Here is a 21047-nt window from a genome sequence, read left to right on the forward strand (position 1 = left end):
CCCGCCGGTTCCGCCCCGGCGTGTCGCGCCGCCCAAGGGCTGCCGGAAGGTACGCCGGTGAGCGCCTTTCGGCCGCCGGATAGGCTCACGGGTGTGGAGCCGCAGGAAGTGAAGAGTCGCCGGCCGTGGGTCGTGGGGGTGTCGGGTGCCTCCGGCACGCCGTACGCCGCCGCCGTGCTGCGGGCGTTGCTCGCCGCGGGCGAGAGCGTGGACCTCGTCGTCAGCCGGGCCTCCCGGCTGACGCTGCTCGACGAGACGGGGATCGCGTTCCGTGACGCGCACTGGCGGGACGATCTGCGCCAGTGGCTGGCGCGGGGCGCCGACGGGAAACCGGACACCTTCGAGGTCGACACCGGGGCGGCGGATCTGCGCCACTGGGCCGCCGGGGACCTGGCGGCCGGGCCGTCCTCGGGGTCGTACCCGGTGAAGGGGATGCTGATCGTGCCCGCGTCCACCGCCTGTGTGGCGGGGGTGGCGCTGGGGCTGTCGAAGGACCTGCTCCAGCGGGCGGCGAGCGTCACGCTCAAGGAGCGCCGCCCGCTGGTGGTCGCGGTCCGGGAGACCCCGCTGAACGGCCAGACGCTGAAGCATCTGGTGGCGCTGGACGAGGCGGGCGCCGTGGTACTGCCCGCCTCACCGGCGTTCTACGCGGGGGCGACGCACATCCAGGACCTGGTGGACTTCGTCGCGGGGCGGGTGCTCGACGCGGCGGATGTGCCGCACCGGCTGTACCGCCGCTGGGAGGGGGAGCTGGGTGGCGGCTCCGCGGGTGACTAGCGCTTCTTTCCGCTGCGCGGGGCGCGGGCCTTGTCGACCTTGTGCGCGGCGGCGGGCTGGTGGGCACGCGAGCGGTTGGCCAGCTCCTGGAGCTGTCGCATGTGGGCGTAGGCCATCTCGATCGTGTACACGGTGAGTGTCATCTCCTGTATGGATCGTGATCCTGTGGGATCAACTGTGATCGTTTGAGTGAATCGCAGGGTGTCGGCCCTGCATGCCTTAGATTCTACACGTAAACTTGCGAAATCGCTGAATAATGGAAGGCTCAGGCTTATGGACGCCGTGGATAGGCAGCTCATCCAGGCCCTTCGCGAGAACGGCAGGGCCTCGTACGCCGAGCTCGGCCGCCTGGTGGGGCTCTCCGGCCCCTCCGTGACCGACCGCATCAACCGCCTGGAGGCGGCCGGGGTGATCACCGGCTACCGCGCCACGGTGGACTCCGCCTCGCTCGGTCTCGGCGTCACCGCGCTCATCGGCATCTCGCTCTCCGACGCGGCCGACCACGAGGACGTGGCGCGCCGGCTGAAGGACCTGGCCGAGATCGAGGACTGCTGGTTCATCGCGGGCGACGACTCGTACATGCTCAAGGTCCGGGCCAGCGACGTGGACGGCCTGGAGAAGACCATCCGCCGGCTCTCCGGCACCCGCGGGGTCTCCCGCACCCGCACCACCATCGTGCTCTCGACCAAGTGGGAGAACCGCGTCGGGGACCTCCCCGAGGAGGTCTGACCCTCCCCTCCCGGGCTCCGTCCGCCCGCCGCCGGGGCCCGGGAGCGTGCCGTCCGCCGGGGCCCGGGAGAGCACCGTCCGGGCCGCCGGTGCGCGGCCCGGAGCGCGCCATCCGCCCCGCCGGTGAAGAGCCCGGGAGGCGGGGGAGTACCGTGGGCGGAGCCTGTTTACGTGGAGATCTGGGAGGCGGCCGCATGGACGCGGGGCTCAAGCGCGAGCTGGAGGAGAAGGTCCGGGCCGGTGAGCGGCTGACCCGCGAGGACGGCATCGCGCTCTACGCGTCGGACGACCTGGCCTGGCTCGGCGGCCTCGCCCACGAGGTCCGTACGCGCAAGAACGGCGACGTCGTCCACTTCAACGTCAACCGCCACCTCAACATGACCAATGTGTGCACCGCGTCGTGCGCCTACTGCTCGTTCCAGCGCAAGCCGGGCGAGAAGGACGCGTACACCATGCGCATCGAGGAGGCCGTCCGCCTCGCCAAGGCGATGGAGAACGAGAACCTCACCGAGCTGCACATCGTCAACGGCCTGCACCCCAACCTGCCGTGGCGCTACTACCCCCGCTCGCTCTCCGAGCTGAAGAAGGCCCTGCCGAACGTCTCCCTGAAGGCGTTCACCGCCACCGAGATCCACCACTTCGAGACCATCTCCGGGATGTCCGCCTCCGACATCCTCGACGAGCTGATCGAGGCCGGTCTCGAATCGCTGACCGGCGGCGGCGCGGAGATCTTCGACTGGGAGGTCCGCCGGCACATCGTCGACCACCGCACCCACTGGGAGGACTGGTCGCGTATCCACCGCCTGGCGCACTCCAAGGGCCTCAAGACCCCGAGCACCATGCTCTACGGGCACATCGAGGAGCCCCGCCACCGCGTCGACCACGTGCTGCGCCTGCGGGAACTCCAGGACGAGACCGGCGGTTTCCAGGTCTTCATCCCGCTGCGCTACCAACACGACTTCGTGGACATGAAGGACGGCAAGGTCCGCAACCGCCTCCAGGCGCGCACCACCATGGCGACCGGCGCCGAGGCGCTCAAGACCTTCGCCGTCTCCCGGCTGCTGTTCGACAACGTCCCGCATGTGAAGGTCTTCTGGGTGATGCACGGCGTGCAGACCGCGCAGCTCGCCCTCCAGCACGGCGCGGACGACATGGACGGCTCGGTCGTCGAGTACAAGATCACGCACGACGCGGACAACTACGGCACCCCGAACAAGCTGTCCCGCGACGACCTGCTGGACCTCATCCGCGACGCCGGCTTCCGCCCGGTCGAGCGGAACACCCGCTACGAGATCATCCGCGAGTACCCGGGCCCGGACCCGGACCGCCGCGAGTCGCCGCAGCCCATGCGCGTCTGACGCTGACCGGCCCACGCCGAACGCGCGTGTCCGGCCGACGCCGTTCGTACGCGCCCCCGGGGCCCTCCGCAGGGCCCCGGGGGCGTACGTGCTTCACTGGACGGGAATGTCCGGTCCCGGGCGCGTCCCGTCCGGGGCCCGCCCGCCCAGCACAGGAAGAAGGCCCGCCGTGTCCGCAGGAAAGTCGAGCGCCGCGATCCGGTACACCGCCATGCGGCTCGCCGTCTTCGTCGGCTGCCTCCTCGTCGTCGGCGGGCTCGTCCAGATCGGCGTGGTGCCCAAGGGGCTCGGTGACGCCAACTTCGCCTGGGTGATCCTCCTCGCACTGGTGCTCTCCGCGCCGCTCAGCTTCATCCTGCTGCGCAAGCAGCGCGACGCCATGGCCGCGCAGATCGCCGGCAAGGTGGACCAGGCCAAGTCCCGTCTGGACGCGAACCGTTCGCGGGAGGACGCGGTCTGAGACGGCGCCCCGGGGACGGCCCGGGGCGGGGACGGCGCGCGGGGGCACCGCGCGCCGGACGGGACGTGCGACCGCCGAGGAAGACCGGAACGCGCCCTTGACTCAAAGGGGAGCTTTGAGGTTCTCAAAGTTCAAGTGTTAACGTGTCCGCCATGACGACAGCAGTGCGCCACCACGACGCCGCGAGCATCCCGCTCGTGGCGCGCCTGCATGTCGACCTGTGCCGCTGTACCTCCGCGGTCTGTTGTCGCTGAGGGCGCGGTGCTCCCCGTGAGCGCGCCCCTCGGGTCCGACCCGGCACCACCATGCAGCGGCGCCGCGCCACGCGCCGCATCCCGTCCCCGCCGTCCCCTGATACGCCTTACTGGAGTGCGTCCGTGTCCGCGAACACCGCGTCCACCCCTGCCGGAGAACAGTCCGGCAACGGAAGCCGGATATCCCTTCCCAAGGTCCCCTTCTGGGCCCAGATCGTCGCCGGTCTCGTCCTCGGCGTGCTGCTCGGCTGGCTCGCCCGCAGCCAGGACGTGTCCTGGCTGAAGGACACTCTCGACCAGATCGGCTCGATCTTCGTCCAGCTGCTGAAGCTGGCCGTCGCGCCGCTCGTCTTCTTCGCGATCCTGGTGTCCATCACCAATCTGCGGAAGGTCAACAACGCCGCCCGGCTGGCCGGCCGCACCCTGCTGTGGTTCCTGATCACCTCGCTGATCGCGGTGGCCATCGGCATCACCATCGGCCTGGTCACCAACCCGGGCGCCGGCACCGGCCTGACCCCGGCGGACGGCCAGAAGCCCGAGAACTCCGGCTCCTGGATCGACTTCCTCACCGGCATCGTCCCGACCGACGTCATCACGCCGTTCACCGAGCTGAACGTCCTCCAGATCGTCTTCATGGCCGCCGTCGCCGGTATCGCCGCCCTCAAGCTGGGCGAGCGCGCCAAGCCGGTCCTGGCGCTGAGCGAGGCCGTCCTCGAACTCCTCCAGAAGGCCCTGTGGTGGGTCATCCGCCTCGCCCCGATCGGCACCGTGGGCCTCATCGGCTACGCCATCGCCGACTACGGCTGGGACCTCATCGGCAAGTACGCGACCTTCACCGCCGACGTCTACATCGGCTGCGCCATCGTGCTGTTCGGCGTGTACCCGCTGCTGCTCGCCGTCGCCGCCAGGGTGAACCCGGTCCAGTTCTTCAAGGGCGCCTGGCCCGCGATCCAGCTCGCCTTCGTCTCCCGCTCCTCGGTCGGCACCATGCCGGTCACCCAGAAGGTCACCGAGCGCCTCGGCGTCCCGAAGGACTACACCAGCTTCGCCGTGCCGTTCGGCGCGACGACCAAGATGGACGGCTGCGCCGCGATCTACCCGGCGCTCGCCGCGATCTTCATCGCGCAGATCTTCGACGTGCAGCTCGGCGTCCAGGACTACCTGCTGATCGCCTTCGTCTCGGTCGTCGGCTCCGCGGCCACCGCCGGTCTCACCGGCGCCACCGTGATGCTGACCCTGACCCTGTCGACGCTGGGCCTCCCGCTGGAGGGCGTGGGCCTGCTGCTGGCGATCGACCCGATCCTGGACATGATCCGCACCGCCACCAACGTGGCCGGCCAGGCGCTGGTCCCGGTGATCGTCGCGGCCCGCGAGGGCATCCTCGACCGGGACGCCTACGACCACGCCTCGGCCTCCCCGATCGACGACCTCGCGGACGCCGGCGCCGCCGGTGACGCGGAGGGCGGACGCGGACGCGACCGCGAGGTCGCCGTCCCCGCCTGACGGCCGCTGCCGGGCGCACCGCCCGTCGGACCGCCGCCGCGCCCCCGGGCCCCGAGAGGGTCCGGGGGCGCGGGCGTGTCCGGGGGTGGCGCGGGGCGGGGGCGTGCGCGCGCCGTACTCTTACCGCGGAGTAAGGGCACGGGGCGGGAGGACGTCGAGGATGAGTGCGGTGAAGGGCGTGAGGGCCAAGCGCATGCCGCGGGCGGTGCGCGAGCAGCAGATGATGGACGCGGCCGTGGAGACCTTCGGGCAGCGCGGCTACCGTGCCGCCTCCATGGACGAGATCGCGGAACTCGCGGGCGTCTCCAAGCCGCTGGTGTACCTCTACCTGAACTCCAAGGAGGAGCTGTTCACCGCGTGCATCCGCCGTGAGGCGGCCCGGCTCACCGAGGCCGTGCAGGCGGCGATCGACCCGGGCCTGAGCGCCGACGGGCAGTTGTGGGCGGGGCTGGAGGCGTTCTTCCGGCACACCGCCGAGAACCCGGACGGCTGGTCCGTGCTGCACCGCCAGGCCCGGACGCACGGGGAGCCGTTCGCCGCCGAGGTCGCCACGATGCGGGAGGAGATCGTCGCCTTCGTGACCGTCCTGATCGGGGCGGCGGCGCGCGCGGGCGCACCGCCCGCCCCGGGGACCGCGGGCGCGGGCCGGGTCGGGGAGCTGGCGGACCGGGACATCGAGGGCCTGGCCCAGGCGCTGGTGGGGGCCGCCGAGTCGCTGGCCGGGTGGGCCAATGAGTCGGGCGGGCTGTCGGCGAAGGAGGCCGCGGCCACGCTGATGAACTTCGCGTGGACGGGGCTGGGCGGGCTCATGCGCGGGGAGCGCTGGTCCCCCCGCTGAGATCCCCGGAGCCGGTCCCGGAGCCGGAACCTGACCCGGCCCCGGTCGGGCCCTGGGGCCCGAGGTCCCGGTCCCCGGGGGCCGTCCCGGCCGGGCCCTCGCCCTCGTCCCCGTTCACGTCCCCGTACCGCGCCTCGCCGTCGAGGTGGGTGCGCCCGTCGCCGGACCGCAGGGTGAAGGCGGTGGCACCGGCCCCGGCATCGCGCAGGACGCAGCGGACGGTGCCGGGCAGCAGGACGGGGGCCCGGAACGCGGCCCGGGCCGCGACCGGCTGCCCGCCCCGGAGTTCCGGGCCGCCCTGCCGGTCCGCCTCGGCCAGGCAGCGCGCGAAGGTCCACATCCCGTGCGCGATGGCGCGGGGGAAGCCGAACAGGCGGGCCGTGAGCGGGTGCAGATGGATCGGGTTCCGGTCGCCGGACGCGGACCCGTAGCGCCGCCCGAGTCCGCCCGGCAGCCGCCACTCGACGGCCCGCTCCGCACCGCCGTCCGTGGTCGCGGGCTCCGCGGGCGCGGGCTCCGTGGTCATGGGCTCCCCGGGCGCGGGCGCCGAGCCGGGTGGGACCGGGTGGCGGGCCAGATAGCGGCTGCGGGACTCCCACACCAGCTCCCCGTCCAGCCGTGCCTCCGTGACCACCACCACCTCGGTGCCCCGCCGGTGCGGCACCAAGGCGGCCGCGTGGACGCTCAGTTCGGGCCGGTCGCCGGGCAGCAGCGGCGGACCGGGCCGGGTGACCTCGATCGCCGTGTGCACCAGCCCCAGCACCGGCAGCGGGAAGGCGCGCTCCGTCAGCACCCGCATGGCCAGCGGGAACGCCGGCACATGCGGGTACGGCAGCGGCAGCGGGACCTCCGGGCCGGGCTCGGGGAAGCCGCAGACCTCCGCGTACGCGGCCAGCCGCCGGGCGTCGATCCGGGCCGAGGGCAGGACCAGCCGCGTCCCGGGCAGGGGCGCGCCCGTGTGCGGGGTGCGCTTGAGAGGCGAGCGGAGGGCTCCGCGCAGCAGCAGGGGTCCGAGTGCCGGGGCGGCGGTGAGCGTGCGCACGGTGGCTTCGCCCCCGCGCGCCGCACGGGTCGCGTCCATGGTCACGCCCCCAGCAGGCTCTGGCCGCAGACGCGCAGCACCTGCCCGTTGACGGCGGTGGACGCCGGGTCGGCGAGATACGCGGTGGCCTCGGCGACATCGACCGGGAGCCCGCCCTGTGCCAGGGAGTTCATCCGGCGGCCCGCCTCCCGGATGAGCAGCGGCACGGCGGCCGTCATCCGGGTCTCGATGAAGCCGGGCGCGACCGCGTTCACCGTCACGCCGTGCTCGGCGGCTGCCCTCGGGGCGAGCGAGCGGACCAGCCCGATGATCCCGGCCTTGGCGGCCGCGTAGTTGGTCTGCCCGGTGTTCCCGGCGATGCCCGCGATGGAAGCCGTGGCGACCACGCCCCCGCCGCGCCGGACCGCGCCCGCCTTCAGCAGGGCGTCGGTGGTGTCCAGGACGGCGGCCAGATTGACCGTCAGCACCTGCGCCCAGCTTTCGGCGGGCATGTTGGCGAGGCGCCGGTCCCGGGTGATGCCCGCGTTGTGGACGAGGACGTCCAGCTCGCCGCCGGGCAGCGCGGCCATGATCCGCTCCGCCGCGTCCGGGGCCGTGATGTCCAGCGGGAGGGGCGTGCCGCGCAGCCGCCCGGCGGTGCGGGCGAGGTCGTCCCCGGCCCCCGGGACGTCCAGGCAGACCACCTGCGCCCCGTCGCGGACCAGGACCTCCGCGACGGCCGCGCCGATACCCCGGGCGGCGCCCGTGACGAGGGCGGTGCGGCCGGCGAGCGGGCGGCTCGGGTCGCCGCTCCCACCCGGTACGGCACCGGTCAGCTCGACGACCTGCCCGCTGACGTACGCGGAGCGCGAGGAGAGCAGGAAGCGCAGGGTGGACCCGGTGTGCGCGGGGTCCGGGGAGCCGAGGCGGACCAGATTGGCGGTGCGCCCGCCGCCGGTCTCCTTGGCGAGGGACCGGACGAAGCCCTCCAGCGCCTGCTGGGCGGCCGCCTGGTGGTGGTCGTCGGCGGAGGGCCGGGTGCCGAGGACGACGATCCGCCCGCTCTCCGCGACCGAGCGCACCAGCGGGTGGAGCGCCGCGTGCACCTCGGCGAGCCCGGCGGCCGTGGCGACGCCGGTCGCGTCGAGGACGACGGCGGCGGGGCGGTCTCCCGAACGGGAAGCCTCCTGAGCGGGGACGCCCGGCAGCGGCCCGGTCAGCGCGGAGACCCCCGCCGTGCGCAGGACCACCGGGCCGCCGAGGTCCGGCGCGTCCGGGGTCCAGCGCCGCAGCGGCGCGGGCCGGGGGAGGCCGAGCCGGCGGGCGAGGAAACGGCCGGGGCCGGTGCCGGTGAAGGTCGGGTAGCGGTCGGCCATTGTCCTGACTCCCTGCTCGGTCGTAGATTTACCGAAGAGTAAGGTTACTCAAGAGTCAGGAGCTGGTCGAGATGGTGACGTTGCCCCGCAGGGTCGCGGTGATCGGCGGCAGCCGCATCCCCTTCGCCCGGTCCGACGGCCCCTACGCCACGGCGTCCAACCAGGAGTTGCTGGGCGCGGCCCTCGACGGGCTGGTCACCCGGTACGGACTCACCGGCCCCGGTGCCGTCGGGGAGTTCGTCGCGGGCGCCGTCCTCAAGCACAGCCGCGACTTCAACCTGGCCCGGGAGACCGTCCTCGGCTCCGGGCTCGACCCGCGCACCCCCGCGTACGACATCCAGCAGGCCTGCGGCACCGGGCTCCAGGCCGTGATCGCCGTCGCCAACAAGATCGCGGTCGGCGGGATCGAGAGCGGGATCGCGGGCGGCGCCGACACCACCAGCGACGCGCCCCTCGGCGTCAACGACGAACTCCGCCGGATGCTGCTCGCCGCCCGCCGGGCCAAGGGCACGGGCGCGCGGCTCAAGGCGCTGGCCGCCGTCCACCCGAAGCACCTCGTCCCCGACATCCCGCGGAACGCCGAGCCGCGCACCGGGCTCTCCATGGGCGAGCACGCCGCCGTCACCGCCCGCCGCTGGGGCGTCTCCCGCGAGGACCAGGACGCCCTGGCCGCCACCAGCCACCAGCGCCTCGCCGCCGCCTACGAGCGCGGCTTCCTGGACGACCTCGTCGTCCCCTTCCGCTCCCTGGAACGCGACCAGAACCTGCGCCCCGGCTCCACCGCCGCGAAGCTCGCCACCCTGCGGACCGTCTACGGCAACGACGCCCCCGGCGCCACCATGACGGCCGGCAACTCCACCCCGCTCACCGACGGTGCCGCCACCGTCCTGCTGGCGAGCGAGGAGTGGGCCGAGGCCCGCGGCCTGCGCCCGCTCGCCCACCTCACCGCCTACGAGACGGCCGCCGTCGACCATGTCCACGGCGACGCCGCGGGGGAGGGCGGGGACCCGGACGGCGACGGGCTGCTGATGGCCCCCGCGTACGCGGTGCCCCGGATGCTGGAGCGCGCCGGGCTGTCCCTCGGCGACTTCGACCTGGTGGAGATCCACGAGGCGTTCGCCTCCCAGGTGCTGGCCACCCTGGCCGCCTGGGAGCAGCAGGGCCTGCCGCCGGTGGACCGGGACCGGCTGAACGCGGCCGGCTCCTCGCTGGCGACCGGGCACCCCTTCGCCGCGACCGGGGCCCGGATCGTCGCCACCCTCGCCAAGCTGCTCGCCGAACGCGAGGGGCCCGCGCGCGGGCTGATCTCCGTCTGCGCGGCGGGCGGCCAGGGGGTGACCGCCGTCCTGGAACGCGCCTGACACCGGCCGGCCCCGGACCGCGCCCCCACCGCGACCGGGCCACCGCCCGTCCTCCCGCCGGCCCTGCCCCCGGCGCGACCGGGCCACCCCGGACCCGCCTGTCCGCGCGCCCCACCGAACGACCTGCCCGACCCGCCCCGACCGCCCGAACGACCCCCTTTCACAGAGGAGCCGCCCGTGTCCGTCGACCAGGCCAGCAGCATGCCCAGCCCGCCGCCGCCCGCCGCGCCCGTCCTGGTGGAGCCGCACAAGAAGCAGGTGAACGGCGTCGTCCGGGAGGTGTCCGTCCCGCCCCTGGTGCCGCCCGTCGCCCGCGGGTCCCTCGCCGACATCCCCTTCGACAACGAGCGCGAGGCGCCCGCCGAGGCCGTCCTCAGCTGCAAGGACGCGGACGGGCGGTGGCAGGACGTCACCGCCGCCCGGTTCGCCGAGGAGGTCCGCGCGGTCGCCAAGGGGCTGATCGCCCACGGGCTCAAGCCCGGCGACCGGCTCGCGATCATGGCCCGCACCACCTATGAGTGGACCCTGCTGGACTTCGCCGCCTGGGCCGCCGGGCTGGTCACCGTGCCCGTCTACCCGACCTCCTCCGCCTTCCAGGCCCGCTGGATCCTGGAGAACTCGGGGGCCGCCGCGTGCGTCGTGGAGAGCGCGGAGCAGGCCCGGCTGATCAGCCAGGAGCGCCGGCAGCTCCCCGGCCTGGAGCATCTGTGGGTCTTCGACACCGGGGCCGTGGGCCAGCTGCGCAAGGCCGGGGAGCAGGCCCGTATCCCGGACGCCGTGGTGAGCGCCCGCCGCGAGGCGCTGACCCCGGACTCGATCGCGACCCTGATCTACACCTCGGGCACCACCGGCCGCCCCAAGGGCTGTGTGATCACCCACGGCAACTTCTTCGCCGAGGTCGACAACGCGATCGAGCTGCTGCACCCGGTCTTCAAGTCGGTCAGCAAGGACCCCGCCGCCACGCTGCTGTTCCTGCCGCTGTCGCATGTCTTCGGCCGGATGGTCGCGATCGGCTGCCTGCGCGCCCGGGTCCGCCTCGGGCACGCGCCCTCGATCAGGACCGACGACCTCCTCGCCGACCTCGCGGGCTTCGCCCCCACCTTCCTGCTGGCCATCCCGTATGTCCTGGAGAAGGTGTTCAACACGGGCCGCGCGACCGCCGAGAAGATGGGCCGGGCGGCCTCCTTCGACCGCGCCGCCCGGATCGCCCGGCGCTACGGGCAGGCCGTCGAGGCCGCCGAGCACGGCACCGGCCCCGGCCCGTCACTGGGCCTGCGCGCCGCCCGGGCCCTCTACGACCCGCTGGTCTACCGCCGCATCCGCGCCGCCCTGGGCGGCCGGGTCCGCTACGCGATCTGCGGCGGCTCCCCGCTCGGCCGCCGCCTGGCGTCCTTCTACGCGGGCGCCGGCATCCAGATCTTCGAGGGCTACGGCCTCACCGAGACCACCGCCGCCTCCACCGTCACCCCGCCGCTCCGCCCCCGCCTCGGCACGGTCGGCTGGCCGCTGCCGGGCACGGCCGTGCGGATCGCGGACGACGGGGAGGTGGAGCTGAGCGGCGGCCATGTCTTCACCGGCTACTGGGACCCGGAGACGGAGACGGCCGTCCCGGCGACCGGGGGCGGCTGGCTGCCGACCGGGGACCTGGGCGCCCTGGACGAGGGCGGCTACCTCACGATCACCGGCCGCAAGAAGGACATCCTCATCACCTCGGGCGGCAAGAACGTCGCCCCCGCCCCGCTGGAGGACTGGCTGCGGGCGCATCCGCTGGTCGGCCAGTGCATGGTCGTCGGCGACGACCGCCCCTATGTCACGGCGCTGCTCACCCTGGAGCCGGACGGGCTCGACCACTGGCGCCGGATGAAGAAGAAGGCCGGTCTGCCGCTGGCCGAGGTGGTCCGGGACGAGGACCTGCTCGACGCCCTCCAGCGCGCGGTCGACGAGGCGAACCGGCTGGTCTCCCGGGCCGAGTCGATCCGCCGCTTCCGGGTGCTGACGACCGACTTCACGGAGGAGAGCGGCCATCTGACCCCGTCCCTCAAGCTGAAGCGGGCGGACATCGCCCGGGACTTCGCGGCCGAGATCGACGCCCTGTACCGCTGAACGGGCCCGGGGCCCGTACCGCTGGGCGGGCCCTGTCTGTCTTGCTCGCCCGGCCCGGGGGCGGCCGGGCACCGGGCAAAGGCAGGAGCCCTGTTCCGTACGGGCCGTACGGAACAGGGCTCCTTGGGTACTGCTAAGTCGTGCGCGATCGCCGACCCCGGTCGCCCTTAGGCAGGGGTGACGTTCTCCGCCTGCGGGCCCTTCGGGCCCTGGGTGACGTCGAAGTTCACGACCTGGTTCTCCTCAAGGGAGCGGAAGCCGGTCGCGTTGATCGCGGAGTAGTGGACGAAGACATCCGGGCCGCCGCCGTCCTGGGCGATGAAGCCGAAGCCCTTTTCAGCGTTGAACCACTTGACGGTTCCGGTAGCCATAAGCCCTCCTTGGGCCAAAGGGTTGCCCTGCTCCAGAACCTGCAAGAAGTCTGAAAACGACAAGAGCCTGCGGGTTACATGCTCCGCAGGCTCTGTACTGCAAGGGAAACCAAACTGCAACTTGCGTCGAGCCTAGCACGCAGCGTGCGCGCGGCGGTAGAGGGCAAGATCACGTCACCCGTATGTTTGACCGGCGGTCTCCGCGCTGACGCGGCAGGCCCCTGACGAGGGACGACGGGGGTACGGGGGTGGGGCGGCGGGCGCGTCGGCGGCCCCGGCGCGGACGCCCGGGGTCCCCGGGTCTAGCCTCACGATGTGGACAGTCACGGTGAAAGCACAGCAACCGACAACCGGCGCAGCCGCCCGCGTGTCGGCCACATCCAGTTCCTGAACTGTCTCCCCCTTTACTGGGGGCTCGCCAGAACGGGAACGCTTCTCGACCTGGAACTGACCAAGGACACTCCCGAGAAGCTGAGCGAGAGCCTGGTCCGCGGCGATCTCGACATCGCGCCCGTCACCCTCGTGGAATTCCTGCGCAACGCGGACGAACTCGTCGCCTTCCCCGATCTGGCGGTCGGCTGCGACGGACCCGTGATGTCCTGTGTGATCGTCTCCCAGGTGCCGCTGGAGCGGCTGGACGGACAGCGGGTCGCCCTCGGCTCGACCTCCCGCACCTCGGTCCGGCTCGCGCAGCTGCTGCTGGCCGAGCAGTACGGCGTGGCGCCGGACTACTACACCTGCCCGCCCGACCTCGGCGTGATGATGCAGGAGGCCGAGGCGGCCGTGCTCATCGGGGACGCCGCGCTGCGCGCCTCCCTGCACGACGCGCCGCGCCTCGGGCTCCAGGTGCACGACCTCGGTCGGATGTGGAAGCAGTGGACCGGGTTGCCGTTCGTCTTCGCCGTCTGGGCGGCCCGCAAGGAGTACCTGGCCCGGGAGCCGCTGGTGGTCCGCAAGGTGCATGAGGCCTTCCTCGCCTCCCGGGACGTGTCCCTGGAGGAGGTCGCCAAGGTCGCCGAGCAGGCGGCGCGCTGGGAGAGCTTCGACGCGGAGCTGCTGGAGCGCTACTTCACCACCCTCGACTTCCGGTTCGGGGCCGACCAGCTCGCGGGCGTCCGGGAGTTCGCCCGCCGGACCGGGCCGACGACGGGCTTCCCGGCGGATGTGCGCGTGGAACTGCTCGCCCCGGCGGCCTGAGCCCTCTCCCCGGGCCCGGACACCGCTTAGAGTGTGGTCCCTGGGAACGGCGAGCGACCGGGGGAGCCGACATGCAGCCGCTTGAACCGGGGGAGCCGCGTGCCATCGGGGCGTACCGGCTGCTCGGCCGGCTGGGCTCGGGCGGGATGGGCCGGGTCTACCTCGGGCGCAGCGCGGGCGGCCGTACCGTCGCGGTGAAGGCCGTCCATCCGCACTTCGCCCTCGACGACGAGTTCCGGGCCCGGTTCCGCCGGGAGGTCGCGGCCGCGCGCCGGGTCGGCGGGGAGTGGACCGCGCCGGTCCTGGACGCCGATCCGGAGGCGCCCGTGCCGTGGGTCGCCACCGGCTATGTCGCGGGCCCGTCCCTCTCCCGGGCGGTCGCCGACGACGGGCCGCTGCCCCTGGACTCGGTCCGCGTCCTCGGGGCGGGCCTGGCCCGGGCCCTTGAGGCGGTGCACGCGCTGGACCTCGTCCACCGGGACGTGAAGCCGTCGAACGTGATGCTGACCCTGGAGGGGCCGCGGCTGATCGACTTCGGCATCTCGCGGGCCGTCGAGGGGACCGCCTCGCTGACCTCCACCGGCGTCTCGGTGGGCTCGCCCGGCTATATGGCGCCCGAGCAGATACTCGGCCGCGGGGTCACCGGCGCCGCCGACGTCTTCTCCCTCGGGGCCGTCCTCGCCTACGCGGCGCGGGGTGAGGGCCCGTTCTCCGGGGACTCCTCCGCCGCCCTGCTCTACAAGGTCGTCCACGAGGAGCCCGAACTCGGCTCGCTGGACGGCGCGTTGCGGGAGCTGGTGACCGCGTGCCTCGCCAAGGACCCGGCGGCCCGGCCCGCACCGGCCGAGGTCGCGGCACGGCTCGACGCCTCGGGCGCGGACACCGGGCGGGACGGCTGGCTGACCGCGCCCGTGGTCAACCGGATCAGCCGCGCGGCCGTCGAACTGCTGCACCTGGAGTCCTTCCCGGACCCGGCCGACCCCGGGCAGGACGCGGACCCGGCCGCCGCCTCGGGTCCGGTGCCGTTCGCGCCCCCGCCGGCGGGGGCCTTCGGCCCGCCGATCGCCCCGGAGGAGGCCGCGGCGGCGTGGGCGAAGGGGCCGGGGGCGGGGTCCGGTCCTGGACCGGGACCGGTCTCCGGTGGGCCGGGCGGCCCCGGTGCCACGCCAGCCTCCGGGCCGGGCGGGGGACCACACGGGCCGGGCGCCGGGCCGGGCGCGGGTGGGGGCCCGGACGGACCGGGCGGCGCGGCGGGCTCCGGGCCGGGGTCCGGGTACGGCCCCGGCGGCGTGTCCGGGAACGGCGGCGCGGGCGGCGCCGCGGGTTCCGGGCCGGGCGCGAGCGGCTCCGGCGGCGCGTCCGCCGGACCCGGCCGGGAGCCCGGCGGGCTGTCCCTGACCGCGAGCGGCGGCCCCCGCGGCCGCCGCGTGAGCTGCACCCTCGCCCTCACCGTCGCCGGGGCGCTCGCCGCCGTGACCCTCGGCGGCGCCTTCGTTCTCGACCTGCTGCCCGGCTCCGGCGGGGGCGGCTCCAACGGCGCCGACGCGGGCGCCGAGCCGCCCGCCGCCAGCGCCTCCGTGACCCCGGGGAAGCCGGGCGGCTCCGTCCCGAAGGAGTTCGTCGGCGCCTGGCAGGGCCCGATCACCGCCTCCGGCATCCCCGCCGGAACCATGAAGGTCACCCTCCGCCCGGCCGCCGTCGGCGAGGAGGCGGGGACCGCCGCGCACACCGACATCCTCGGCAACTTCATCTGCGAGGACCTGCTCACCGTCCGCAAGGCGGAGGGCCGCACCCTGGTCGTCGACTCCGAGGCGGGCCCCCGCTCCACGGCCGTCTGCACCAAGGGCGTCTCCACCCTCCGCCTCGAACTCCGCGACGGGGAGCTGCGCTACGCCTCCGAGGACGACCGCGCGGGCCGCCCCGCCGGCAGCCTCAGCCGCCTCGACGAGGACGGCGGCGGCGACGACTGAAGGCGGCCGCCGGGCCCCCGGCCGCCGCCCCCACCGGCCCCGCGCGGGCGCGCCCGGCCCGTGGCGTAGCCTGGATCGGTCCGCAGAACCGCAGGAAACCGCCGAAGGGTGACGCCCGGTGACCGAGAAGGCCGACCTCCAGTCCGTGCTGGACCGCGCTGCCGAGGGCGGCCGGATCACGCCCGAAGAGGCGCTCGACCTGTACCGCTCCGCCCCGCTGCACGCCCTCGGCGCCGCCGCCGACGCCGTGCGCCGCCGCCGCTACGCGGGCACGGAGCACATCGCGACGTACATCATCGAACGCAACATCAACTACACCAACGTCTGCGTCACGGCCTGCAAGTTCTGCGCCTTCTACGCGCCCCCGAAGGCCACCGACAAGGCGTGGACCCGGGACCTCGACGACATCCTGCGCCGCTGCGCGGAGACCGTCGAACTCGGCGGCACCCAGATCATGTTCCAGGGCGGCCACCACCCGGACTACGGCGTCGAGTACTACGAGAAGCACTTCGCCGCGATCAAGAAGGACTTCCCGGACCTGGTCATCCACTCCCTCGGCGCGTCCGAGGTCGAGCACATGGCCCGGATCTCCAAGGTCTCCGTCGAGGAGGCGATCAAGCGCATCCACGCCGCCGGTCTGGACTCCTTCGCGGGCGCGGGCGCCGAACTGCTGCCCGCCCGGCCGCGCAAGGCGATCGCCCCGCTCAAGGAGTCCGGCGAGCGCTGGCTGGAGATCATGGAGGTCGCCCACAACCTGGGCGTCGAGTCCACCTCCACCATGCTGATGGGCACCGGCGAGACCAACGCGGAGCGCATCGAGCACCTGCGCATGATCCGCGAGGTGCAGGACCGCACCGGCGGCTTCCGCGCCTTCATCCCGTACACGTACCAGCCCGAGAACAACCACCTCAAGGGCCGGACCCAGGCGACCCTGTTCGAGTACCTGCGCATGATCGCCATCGCGCGGCTCTTCCTCGACAACGTCGCCCACATCCAGGGCTCCTGGCTGACCACGGGCAAGGAGGTCGGCCAGCTCTCCCTGCACTACGGCGCGGACGACCTCGGCTCGATCATGCTGGAGGAGAACGTGGTCTCCTCGGCCGGCGCCAAGCACCGCTCCAACCGCCTGGAGATCATCGACCTGATCCGCAAGGCGGGCCGCGTCCCGGCTCAGCGGGCCACCACCTACGAGCACCTGCTGGTGCACGAGGACCCGGCGCTGGACCCGGTGGACGACCGCGTGGTCTCGCACATCTCCTCCACCGCGATCGAGGGCGGCACGGCGCACCCCGAGCTGAAGCTCCTCGACGCCAACTGAGGGCTCCGGGCGCGTGCTCACCATCCATGTCGCCGAGGCGTCCCCCGAGGCCGCCGTCCTCGTCGAGGGCGCGCAGCTGGTCGCCGTCGGCCCGTACGAGGAGCTGACCGCCCGCGCGCCCGGGGCACGGGTGCGGCGCTGGCCGGGCATCCTCACCCCCGGTCTGCTCAACCCGTACGCGCCCGAACTGCTGGAGGGCGTCTACCACCCGGACCCGCGCGAGGCGGAGGAGTTCGGCACCCGGCCGGTCACCGGGGAGCGCGCCCGGGCCCTGTTCCGGGCCGAGCCCGCGCGGCTCGGCGCCAGCGCCCGGCGCGGTGTGCAGCGGCTCCTCGCCCACGGCACGGTCGCCGTCGCGGGGGAGCTGCGCGGCCGGGCGGCGCAGGACGCGGTGCGCCGGGCCGGACTCGCGGTCGGGCAGCGCCCCCAGGGGCTGCCGGGCCCGGCCTCCTTCTCGCCGTCGCCGCTGGTGCTCCTCCCGGGCCCGGTCGCCGGGGGCCCCGCCCGCTTCGCCGTCTTCGACGTCCCGGACCGGGCCGCCCTGGTCCGGGAGGGCGCGTCGACCTGTGTGGCCACCGTCATCGGCGGCCGGCTGGTCTACCGGGCGCGGTAGCGCGCGCCCCGGCCGGGCCCGCCCCGCCGGACCGGCGCGGCGGGCTGCTTGAATGGGCCCGTGACGCGAGCAACCCTGGACAAGCAGCCGCACGAAGTCGCCTCGATGTTCGACGACGTGGCGGCGAACTACGACCTCACCAACGACGTCCTCTCGCTCGGCCAGGACCGGCGCTGGCGCAGGGAGGTCGCCAGGGCGGTCGACGCCCGGCCCGCGCAGCGGATCCTCGACCTCGCCGCGGGCACCGGCACCTCCTCCCTGCCGTTCACCGAGACCGGCGCGTACGTGGTGCCCTGCGACTTCTCCCTCGGCATGCTGCGCGAGGGCAAGAAGCGCCACCCCTGGCTGCCGCTGACCGCGGGCGACGCCACCCGGCTCCCCTTCGCGGACGGCTCCTTCGACGCGGTGACCATCTCCTTCGGGCTGCGCAACGTCCAGGACACCGACCGGGCGCTGCGCGAGCTGTACCGGGTCACCAAGCCGGGCGGGCGCGTGGTCATCTGCGAGTTCTCGCACCCGACCTGGGCCCCGTTCCGCACCGTGTACGAGGAGTACCTGATGCGGGCGCTGCCGCCGATCGCCCGCGCGGTCTCCTCCAACCCGGACGCCTACGTCTACCTCGCCGAGTCCATCCAGGGCTGGCCCGACCAGCCCGAACTCGCCGCCCGCCTCCAGGGCGCCGGCTGGGGCAGGGTCGCCTGGCGCAACCTCTCCGGCGGGATCGTCGCCCTGCACCGCGGCACCAAGCCGCTGTAGCGGCGGCGCGGGAACGGCACGGACGGGCACGGAACAGGACGGCACGGGAACAGGACGGGCACGCCATGGAACAGCAGGCGGTCGCGGTCGACTACCAGGCCGTGCTGGAGCAGATCGCGCGGGACGTGGCCCCGCTGGCCGGCACCGGACGCCCGGCCGAGTACATCCCGGCCCTCGCCGGCGCCGACCCGCACCGCTTCGGCATGGCCGTCGCCGACCTCCAGGGGAACGTCTACGGCGTGGGCGACTGGCGCCACCCGTTCTCCGCGCAGTCGATCACCAAGGTCTTCACCCTGGCCCTGGTCCTCGCGGAGACCGGCGACGCCCTGTGGGAGCGGGTCGGCCGGGAGCCCTCCGGCAACCCGTTCAACTCCCTGGTGCAGCTGGAGTACGAGAACGGCGTCCCGCGGAACCCGTTCATCAACGCGGGCGCCCTCGTCGTCACCGACGTCCTCCAGACCCTCACCGGGGACGCCAGCAGCGAACTCCTGGACTTCCTGCGGGCGGAGAGCGGCAACAAGGAGCTCTCCTTCGACCCGGAGGTCGCCGCCTCCGAGGCCGCGCACGGCCACCGCAACGCCGCGCTCGCGCACTTCATGGCCTCGTACGGCAATATCACCGGCCCCGTCCCGGCCCTGCTCGACCACTACTTCTGGCAGTGCGCGATCGAGGCGAGCTGCGCCGATCTCACCCTGGCCGCACGGTTCCTGGCCCGGCACGGGGTGCGCGCCGACGGCACCCGGCTGCTCACCCGCAGCCAGGCCAAGCAGATCAACGCGGTGATGCTCACCTGCGGTACGTACGACGCGGCGGGCGACTTCGCGCACCGCGTCGGGCTGCCCGGCAAGAGCGGGGTGGGCGGCGGGATCGTGGCCGTGGTGCCCGGGCGCTGCACGCTCTGCGTGTGGAGCCCGGGCCTGGACGCGCACGGGAACTCGGTCGCGGGCGTCGCGGCCCTGGACCGGTTCACCACCCTGACCGGGCTGTCGGTGTTCTGACACCGGCCGCCCGCCGAGGGGGTCGGTTTCAGGCCAGTTCGAGGCGGAAGCAGTAGCCCTTCCGCCGGGAGGCCGGCGTCATGAACGTCTCGGCCAGCTCCATACCGAGCCGGCGCGCCACCGCGATCGAGCGCTCGTTGCGCGCGTCGACCATCGCGACCACGCTCCCGACGCCCGCGGCCCGCACCCGCTCCAGGGTGGTGCGCGCGGCGGCCGTGACATAGCCCCGGCCCCACGCGGGGCGGGCCAGCCGCCAGCCGATCTCGATCTCGCCGACCGGCCCGAAGTGCTGGTGCGGCCACGGCTGCGCGCCCGTGAAGCCCAGGACCTCGCCGTCCTCGCCGGTCATCGTCCAGAAGCAGAAGCCGTGTTCGGCGTCGTGGCGGCGCTGGCGGGCGGTCAGCTCCTCGTACACCGACAGCTCGGCCGCCTTCCCGCCGTGGAACTCCATGACCTCGGGGTCGGCGAAGGCCCGGTGCCAGGCGAGGGCGTCCTCGTCGGTGGGGACACGCAGGTTCACGACGGGGAGCGGCCTGCTGCTCATGGACGGAGCCCTTCAGTCGGCGGAAGCGTACGCCCCCATAGACTGCACATGTCCTGTGCCGTTCGGTACGCAATATCGAATCGAATTCCCGGGAGATCCCGCCGTGACCGACCACCTCACCGAGCACACCGCCGATGTGATCGTCGTCGGCGCGGGCCCGGCCGGCTCGACGACCGCGTACCACCTCGCCAAGGCGGGCCTGGACGTGCTCCTCCTGGAGAAGACGGCCTTCCCGCGCGAGAAGGTGTGCGGCGACGGGCTCACCCCGCGCGCGACCAAGCAGCTCGTCGCGATGGGCATCGACATCTCCGAAGAGGCCGGCTGGCTGCGGAACAAGGGCCTGCGGATCATCGGCGGCGGCGTCCGCCTCCAGCTCGACTGGCCGGATCTCGCCTCCTTCCCGGACTACGGACTGGTCCGCAAGCGCGACGACTTCGACGAGCAGCTCGCCCGGCAGGCGCAGAAGGCCGGCGCCCGGCTGTACGAGCGGTGCAACGTGGGCGAGCCGGTCCTCGACGAGCGCACCGGCCGGATCACCGGCGTCCACGCCAAGCTGGGCGAGGAGAAGACCCCGGTCACCTTCCACGCGCCCCTGGTGGTCGCCGCCGACGGCAACTCCTCGCGCATCTCCCTCGCGATGGGCCTGCACCGCCGCGAGGACCGCCCGATGGGCGTCGCGGTGCGCACGTACTTCACCTCGCCCCGCCACGACGACGACTACCTGGAGTCCTGGCTGGAGCTGTGGGACCGGCGCGGCCCGGGCCCGGACCGGCTGCTGCCCGGCTACGGCTGGATCTTCGGCATGGGCGACGGCACCTCCAACGTCGGCCTCGGCGTCCTCAACACCTCCTCGTCCTTCAAGGAGCTGGACTGGCGCGAGATCCTCAAGGCGTGGTGCGCCTCGACGCCGGAGGAGTGGGGCTACACCCCGGACAACATGACCGGCCCGATCCGCGGCGCGGCGCTGCCGATGGCCTTCAACCGGCAGCCGCACTACACCAAGGGCCTGCTGCTGGTCGGTGACGCGGGCGGGCTCGTCAACCCGTTCAACGGCGAGGGCATCGCCTATGCGATGGAATCCGGCCAGATCGCGGCGGACGTCATCGTCCAGGCCCACGCGCGCCGCACCCCGGCCCAGCGGGAGCTGGCCCTCCAGCGGTACCCGAAGGTCCTCAAGGACACCTACGGCGGTTACTACACGCTGGGCCGCGCCTTTGTGAAGCTCATCGGCAACCCGAAGGTCATGAAGATCGCGACGGAGCGGGGCCTGACGCACCCGATGCTGATGAAGTTCACGCTGAAGATGCTGGCGAACCTGACGGACCCGTCGGGCGGCGACGCGATGGACCGCATCATCAACGGGCTCTCGAAGGTGGCCCCGAAGGCGTGACGCCGGGGGCGGGCGGGGCCCGCCGGGGTCCGGCACCACGGGGCCCGCGCGCTGCCCGGTGGCCGCGCGGGTCCGGGGCCGCGCGGCCGGGGCCCGTTCCTCCGCACACG

At 73.7% G+C, this 21047-nt stretch carries 21 protein-coding genes; 16 read left to right on the plus strand and 5 right to left on the minus strand.

Going from position 1 to position 21047, the window contains the following annotated elements:
* Positions 1 to 93 precede the first annotated feature (93 nt).
* Positions 94 to 777 carry a UbiX family flavin prenyltransferase gene (locus tag ABZ457_RS05815; protein WP_359154265.1) on the plus strand — a complete coding sequence of 228 codons (684 nt, stop codon included), beginning with the start codon at positions 94 to 96 and terminating at the stop codon, positions 775 to 777.
* On the opposite strand, the gene ABZ457_RS05820 is transcribed toward ABZ457_RS05815, so the two are convergent.
* Entirely contained in the window at positions 774 to 920 is a 147-nt protein-coding gene (locus ABZ457_RS05820) for a hypothetical protein (RefSeq protein WP_359154267.1), read from the minus strand. The two genes, ABZ457_RS05815 and ABZ457_RS05820, sit on opposite strands and share 4 nt — an antisense overlap.
* 130 nt (positions 921 to 1050) lie before the next feature.
* Between ABZ457_RS05820 and ABZ457_RS05825 the strand changes: the two genes are divergently transcribed.
* From ABZ457_RS05825 to ABZ457_RS05850, 6 genes are all read left to right on the plus strand, one after another.
* Complete coding sequence (locus tag ABZ457_RS05825; protein ID WP_359154269.1) at positions 1051 to 1506, plus strand: Lrp/AsnC family transcriptional regulator; 456 nt, start codon at positions 1051 to 1053, stop codon at positions 1504 to 1506.
* 194 nt (positions 1507 to 1700) lie between these two features.
* Positions 1701 to 2864, plus strand: coding sequence for an aminofutalosine synthase MqnE (gene mqnE, locus ABZ457_RS05830; RefSeq protein ID WP_359154271.1), 1164 nt, complete (start codon positions 1701 to 1703; stop codon positions 2862 to 2864).
* Positions 2865 to 3033: 169 nt separating this feature from the next.
* Positions 3034 to 3324: a DUF4229 domain-containing protein gene (locus ABZ457_RS05835; RefSeq protein ID WP_359154273.1), complete on the plus strand. Its 291-nt coding sequence runs from the start codon at positions 3034 to 3036 to the stop codon at positions 3322 to 3324.
* A gap of 152 nt (positions 3325 to 3476) precedes the next feature.
* Entirely contained in the window at positions 3477 to 3578 is a 102-nt protein-coding gene (locus ABZ457_RS05840; protein WP_359154275.1) for a putative leader peptide, read from the plus strand.
* A gap of 123 nt (positions 3579 to 3701) precedes the next feature.
* Complete coding sequence (locus ABZ457_RS05845; RefSeq protein ID WP_359154277.1) at positions 3702 to 5081, plus strand: dicarboxylate/amino acid:cation symporter; 1380 nt, start codon at positions 3702 to 3704, stop codon at positions 5079 to 5081.
* Positions 5082 to 5241: 160 nt separating this feature from the next.
* Positions 5242 to 5919 (plus strand): TetR family transcriptional regulator, encoded by a 678-nt coding sequence (locus tag ABZ457_RS05850; RefSeq protein ID WP_359154279.1) that lies wholly within the window; start codon positions 5242 to 5244, stop codon positions 5917 to 5919.
* Here the strand turns inward: ABZ457_RS05850 and ABZ457_RS05855 are convergent.
* Positions 5888 to 7000 carry a MaoC/PaaZ C-terminal domain-containing protein gene (locus ABZ457_RS05855; RefSeq protein ID WP_359154281.1) on the minus strand — a complete coding sequence of 371 codons (1113 nt, stop codon included), beginning with the start codon at positions 6998 to 7000 and terminating at the stop codon, positions 5888 to 5890. The genes ABZ457_RS05850 and ABZ457_RS05855 overlap by 32 nt on opposite strands.
* Before the next feature lie 2 nt (positions 7001 to 7002).
* Positions 7003 to 8316 carry a 3-oxoacyl-ACP reductase gene (locus tag ABZ457_RS05860; RefSeq protein ID WP_359154284.1) on the minus strand — a complete coding sequence of 438 codons (1314 nt, stop codon included), beginning with the start codon at positions 8314 to 8316 and terminating at the stop codon, positions 7003 to 7005.
* Positions 8317 to 8387: 71 nt separating this feature from the next.
* On the opposite strand from ABZ457_RS05860, the gene ABZ457_RS05865 reads away from it, so the two are divergent.
* On the plus strand, positions 8388 to 9677 hold the full coding sequence (locus ABZ457_RS05865; protein ID WP_359154286.1) for an acetyl-CoA C-acetyltransferase: 1290 nt from the start codon (positions 8388 to 8390) through the stop codon (positions 9675 to 9677).
* Positions 9678 to 9878: 201 nt separating this feature from the next.
* Positions 9879 to 11780, plus strand: coding sequence for an AMP-dependent synthetase/ligase (locus ABZ457_RS05870; RefSeq protein WP_359154414.1), 1902 nt, complete (start codon positions 9879 to 9881; stop codon positions 11778 to 11780).
* A gap of 167 nt (positions 11781 to 11947) precedes the next feature.
* Here ABZ457_RS05870 and ABZ457_RS05875 read toward each other — a convergent pair whose 3' ends face one another.
* Positions 11948 to 12151, minus strand: a complete 204-nt coding sequence (locus tag ABZ457_RS05875) for a cold-shock protein (protein ID WP_017948713.1) — start codon at positions 12149 to 12151, stop codon at positions 11948 to 11950.
* Between the two features lie 315 nt (positions 12152 to 12466).
* Between ABZ457_RS05875 and ABZ457_RS05880 the strand changes: the two genes are divergently transcribed.
* The 6 genes from ABZ457_RS05880 to ABZ457_RS05905 all read left to right on the plus strand — a co-directional run bounded on the left by ABZ457_RS05880 (position 12467) and on the right by ABZ457_RS05905 (position 19003).
* Positions 12467 to 13348 (plus strand): menaquinone biosynthesis protein, encoded by an 882-nt coding sequence (locus ABZ457_RS05880; protein WP_018847605.1) that lies wholly within the window; start codon positions 12467 to 12469, stop codon positions 13346 to 13348.
* A 71-nt stretch (positions 13349 to 13419) separates the two neighbouring features.
* The gene (locus tag ABZ457_RS05885) at positions 13420 to 15318 is read left to right on the plus strand and encodes a serine/threonine-protein kinase (RefSeq protein ID WP_359154290.1); all 1899 of its coding nucleotides are present in this window, start codon (positions 13420 to 13422) and stop codon (positions 15316 to 15318) included.
* 118 nt (positions 15319 to 15436) lie between these two features.
* Positions 15437 to 16636, plus strand: coding sequence for a cyclic dehypoxanthinyl futalosine synthase (gene mqnC, locus ABZ457_RS05890; protein WP_359154292.1), 1200 nt, complete (start codon positions 15437 to 15439; stop codon positions 16634 to 16636).
* Between the two features lie 13 nt (positions 16637 to 16649).
* Complete coding sequence (locus ABZ457_RS05895) at positions 16650 to 17249, plus strand: hypothetical protein (protein ID WP_359154294.1); 600 nt, start codon at positions 16650 to 16652, stop codon at positions 17247 to 17249.
* 60 nt (positions 17250 to 17309) lie between these two features.
* Complete coding sequence (locus tag ABZ457_RS05900; protein WP_359154296.1) at positions 17310 to 18005, plus strand: demethylmenaquinone methyltransferase; 696 nt, start codon at positions 17310 to 17312, stop codon at positions 18003 to 18005.
* A gap of 65 nt (positions 18006 to 18070) precedes the next feature.
* Positions 18071 to 19003: a glutaminase gene (locus ABZ457_RS05905; RefSeq protein WP_359154298.1), complete on the plus strand. Its 933-nt coding sequence runs from the start codon at positions 18071 to 18073 to the stop codon at positions 19001 to 19003.
* Positions 19004 to 19031: 28 nt separating this feature from the next.
* On the opposite strand, the gene ABZ457_RS05910 is transcribed toward ABZ457_RS05905, so the two are convergent.
* Positions 19032 to 19547 (minus strand): GNAT family N-acetyltransferase, encoded by a 516-nt coding sequence (locus ABZ457_RS05910; protein WP_359154300.1) that lies wholly within the window; start codon positions 19545 to 19547, stop codon positions 19032 to 19034.
* A 103-nt stretch (positions 19548 to 19650) separates the two neighbouring features.
* Here ABZ457_RS05910 and ABZ457_RS05915 point away from each other — a divergent pair, with 103 nt between their 5' ends.
* Positions 19651 to 20937 carry a geranylgeranyl reductase family protein gene (locus ABZ457_RS05915; RefSeq protein ID WP_359154302.1) on the plus strand — a complete coding sequence of 429 codons (1287 nt, stop codon included), beginning with the start codon at positions 19651 to 19653 and terminating at the stop codon, positions 20935 to 20937.
* Positions 20938 to 21047 lie beyond the last annotated feature (110 nt).

The organism is Streptomyces sp. NPDC005805 (assembly GCF_040630445.1).
Classification (GTDB): Bacteria; Actinomycetota; Actinomycetes; order Streptomycetales; family Streptomycetaceae; genus Streptomyces.

Coding starts and splice junctions, on each gene's coding strand:
- ABZ457_RS05820 (WP_359154267.1), bottom strand. CDS start 920: ATGACACTCACCGTGTACACGATCGAGATGGCCTACGCCCACATGCGA.
- ABZ457_RS05825 (WP_359154269.1), top strand. CDS start 1,051: ATGGACGCCGTGGATAGGCAGCTCATCCAGGCCCTTCGCGAGAACGGC.
- mqnE (WP_359154271.1), top strand. CDS start 1,701: ATGGACGCGGGGCTCAAGCGCGAGCTGGAGGAGAAGGTCCGGGCCGGT.
- ABZ457_RS05840 (WP_359154275.1), top strand. CDS start 3,477: ATGACGACAGCAGTGCGCCACCACGACGCCGCGAGCATCCCGCTCGTG.
- ABZ457_RS05850 (WP_359154279.1), top strand. CDS start 5,242: ATGAGTGCGGTGAAGGGCGTGAGGGCCAAGCGCATGCCGCGGGCGGTG.
- ABZ457_RS05855 (WP_359154281.1), bottom strand. CDS start 7,000: ATGGACGCGACCCGTGCGGCGCGCGGGGGCGAAGCCACCGTGCGCACG.
- ABZ457_RS05860 (WP_359154284.1), bottom strand. CDS start 8,316: ATGGCCGACCGCTACCCGACCTTCACCGGCACCGGCCCCGGCCGTTTC.
- ABZ457_RS05865 (WP_359154286.1), top strand. CDS start 8,388: ATGGTGACGTTGCCCCGCAGGGTCGCGGTGATCGGCGGCAGCCGCATC.
- ABZ457_RS05870 (WP_359154414.1), top strand. CDS start 9,879: ATGCCCAGCCCGCCGCCGCCCGCCGCGCCCGTCCTGGTGGAGCCGCAC.
- ABZ457_RS05875 (WP_017948713.1), bottom strand. CDS start 12,151: ATGGCTACCGGAACCGTCAAGTGGTTCAACGCTGAAAAGGGCTTCGGC.
- ABZ457_RS05885 (WP_359154290.1), top strand. CDS start 13,420: ATGCAGCCGCTTGAACCGGGGGAGCCGCGTGCCATCGGGGCGTACCGG.
- ABZ457_RS05905 (WP_359154298.1), top strand. CDS start 18,071: ATGGAACAGCAGGCGGTCGCGGTCGACTACCAGGCCGTGCTGGAGCAG.
- ABZ457_RS05910 (WP_359154300.1), bottom strand. CDS start 19,547: ATGAGCAGCAGGCCGCTCCCCGTCGTGAACCTGCGTGTCCCCACCGAC.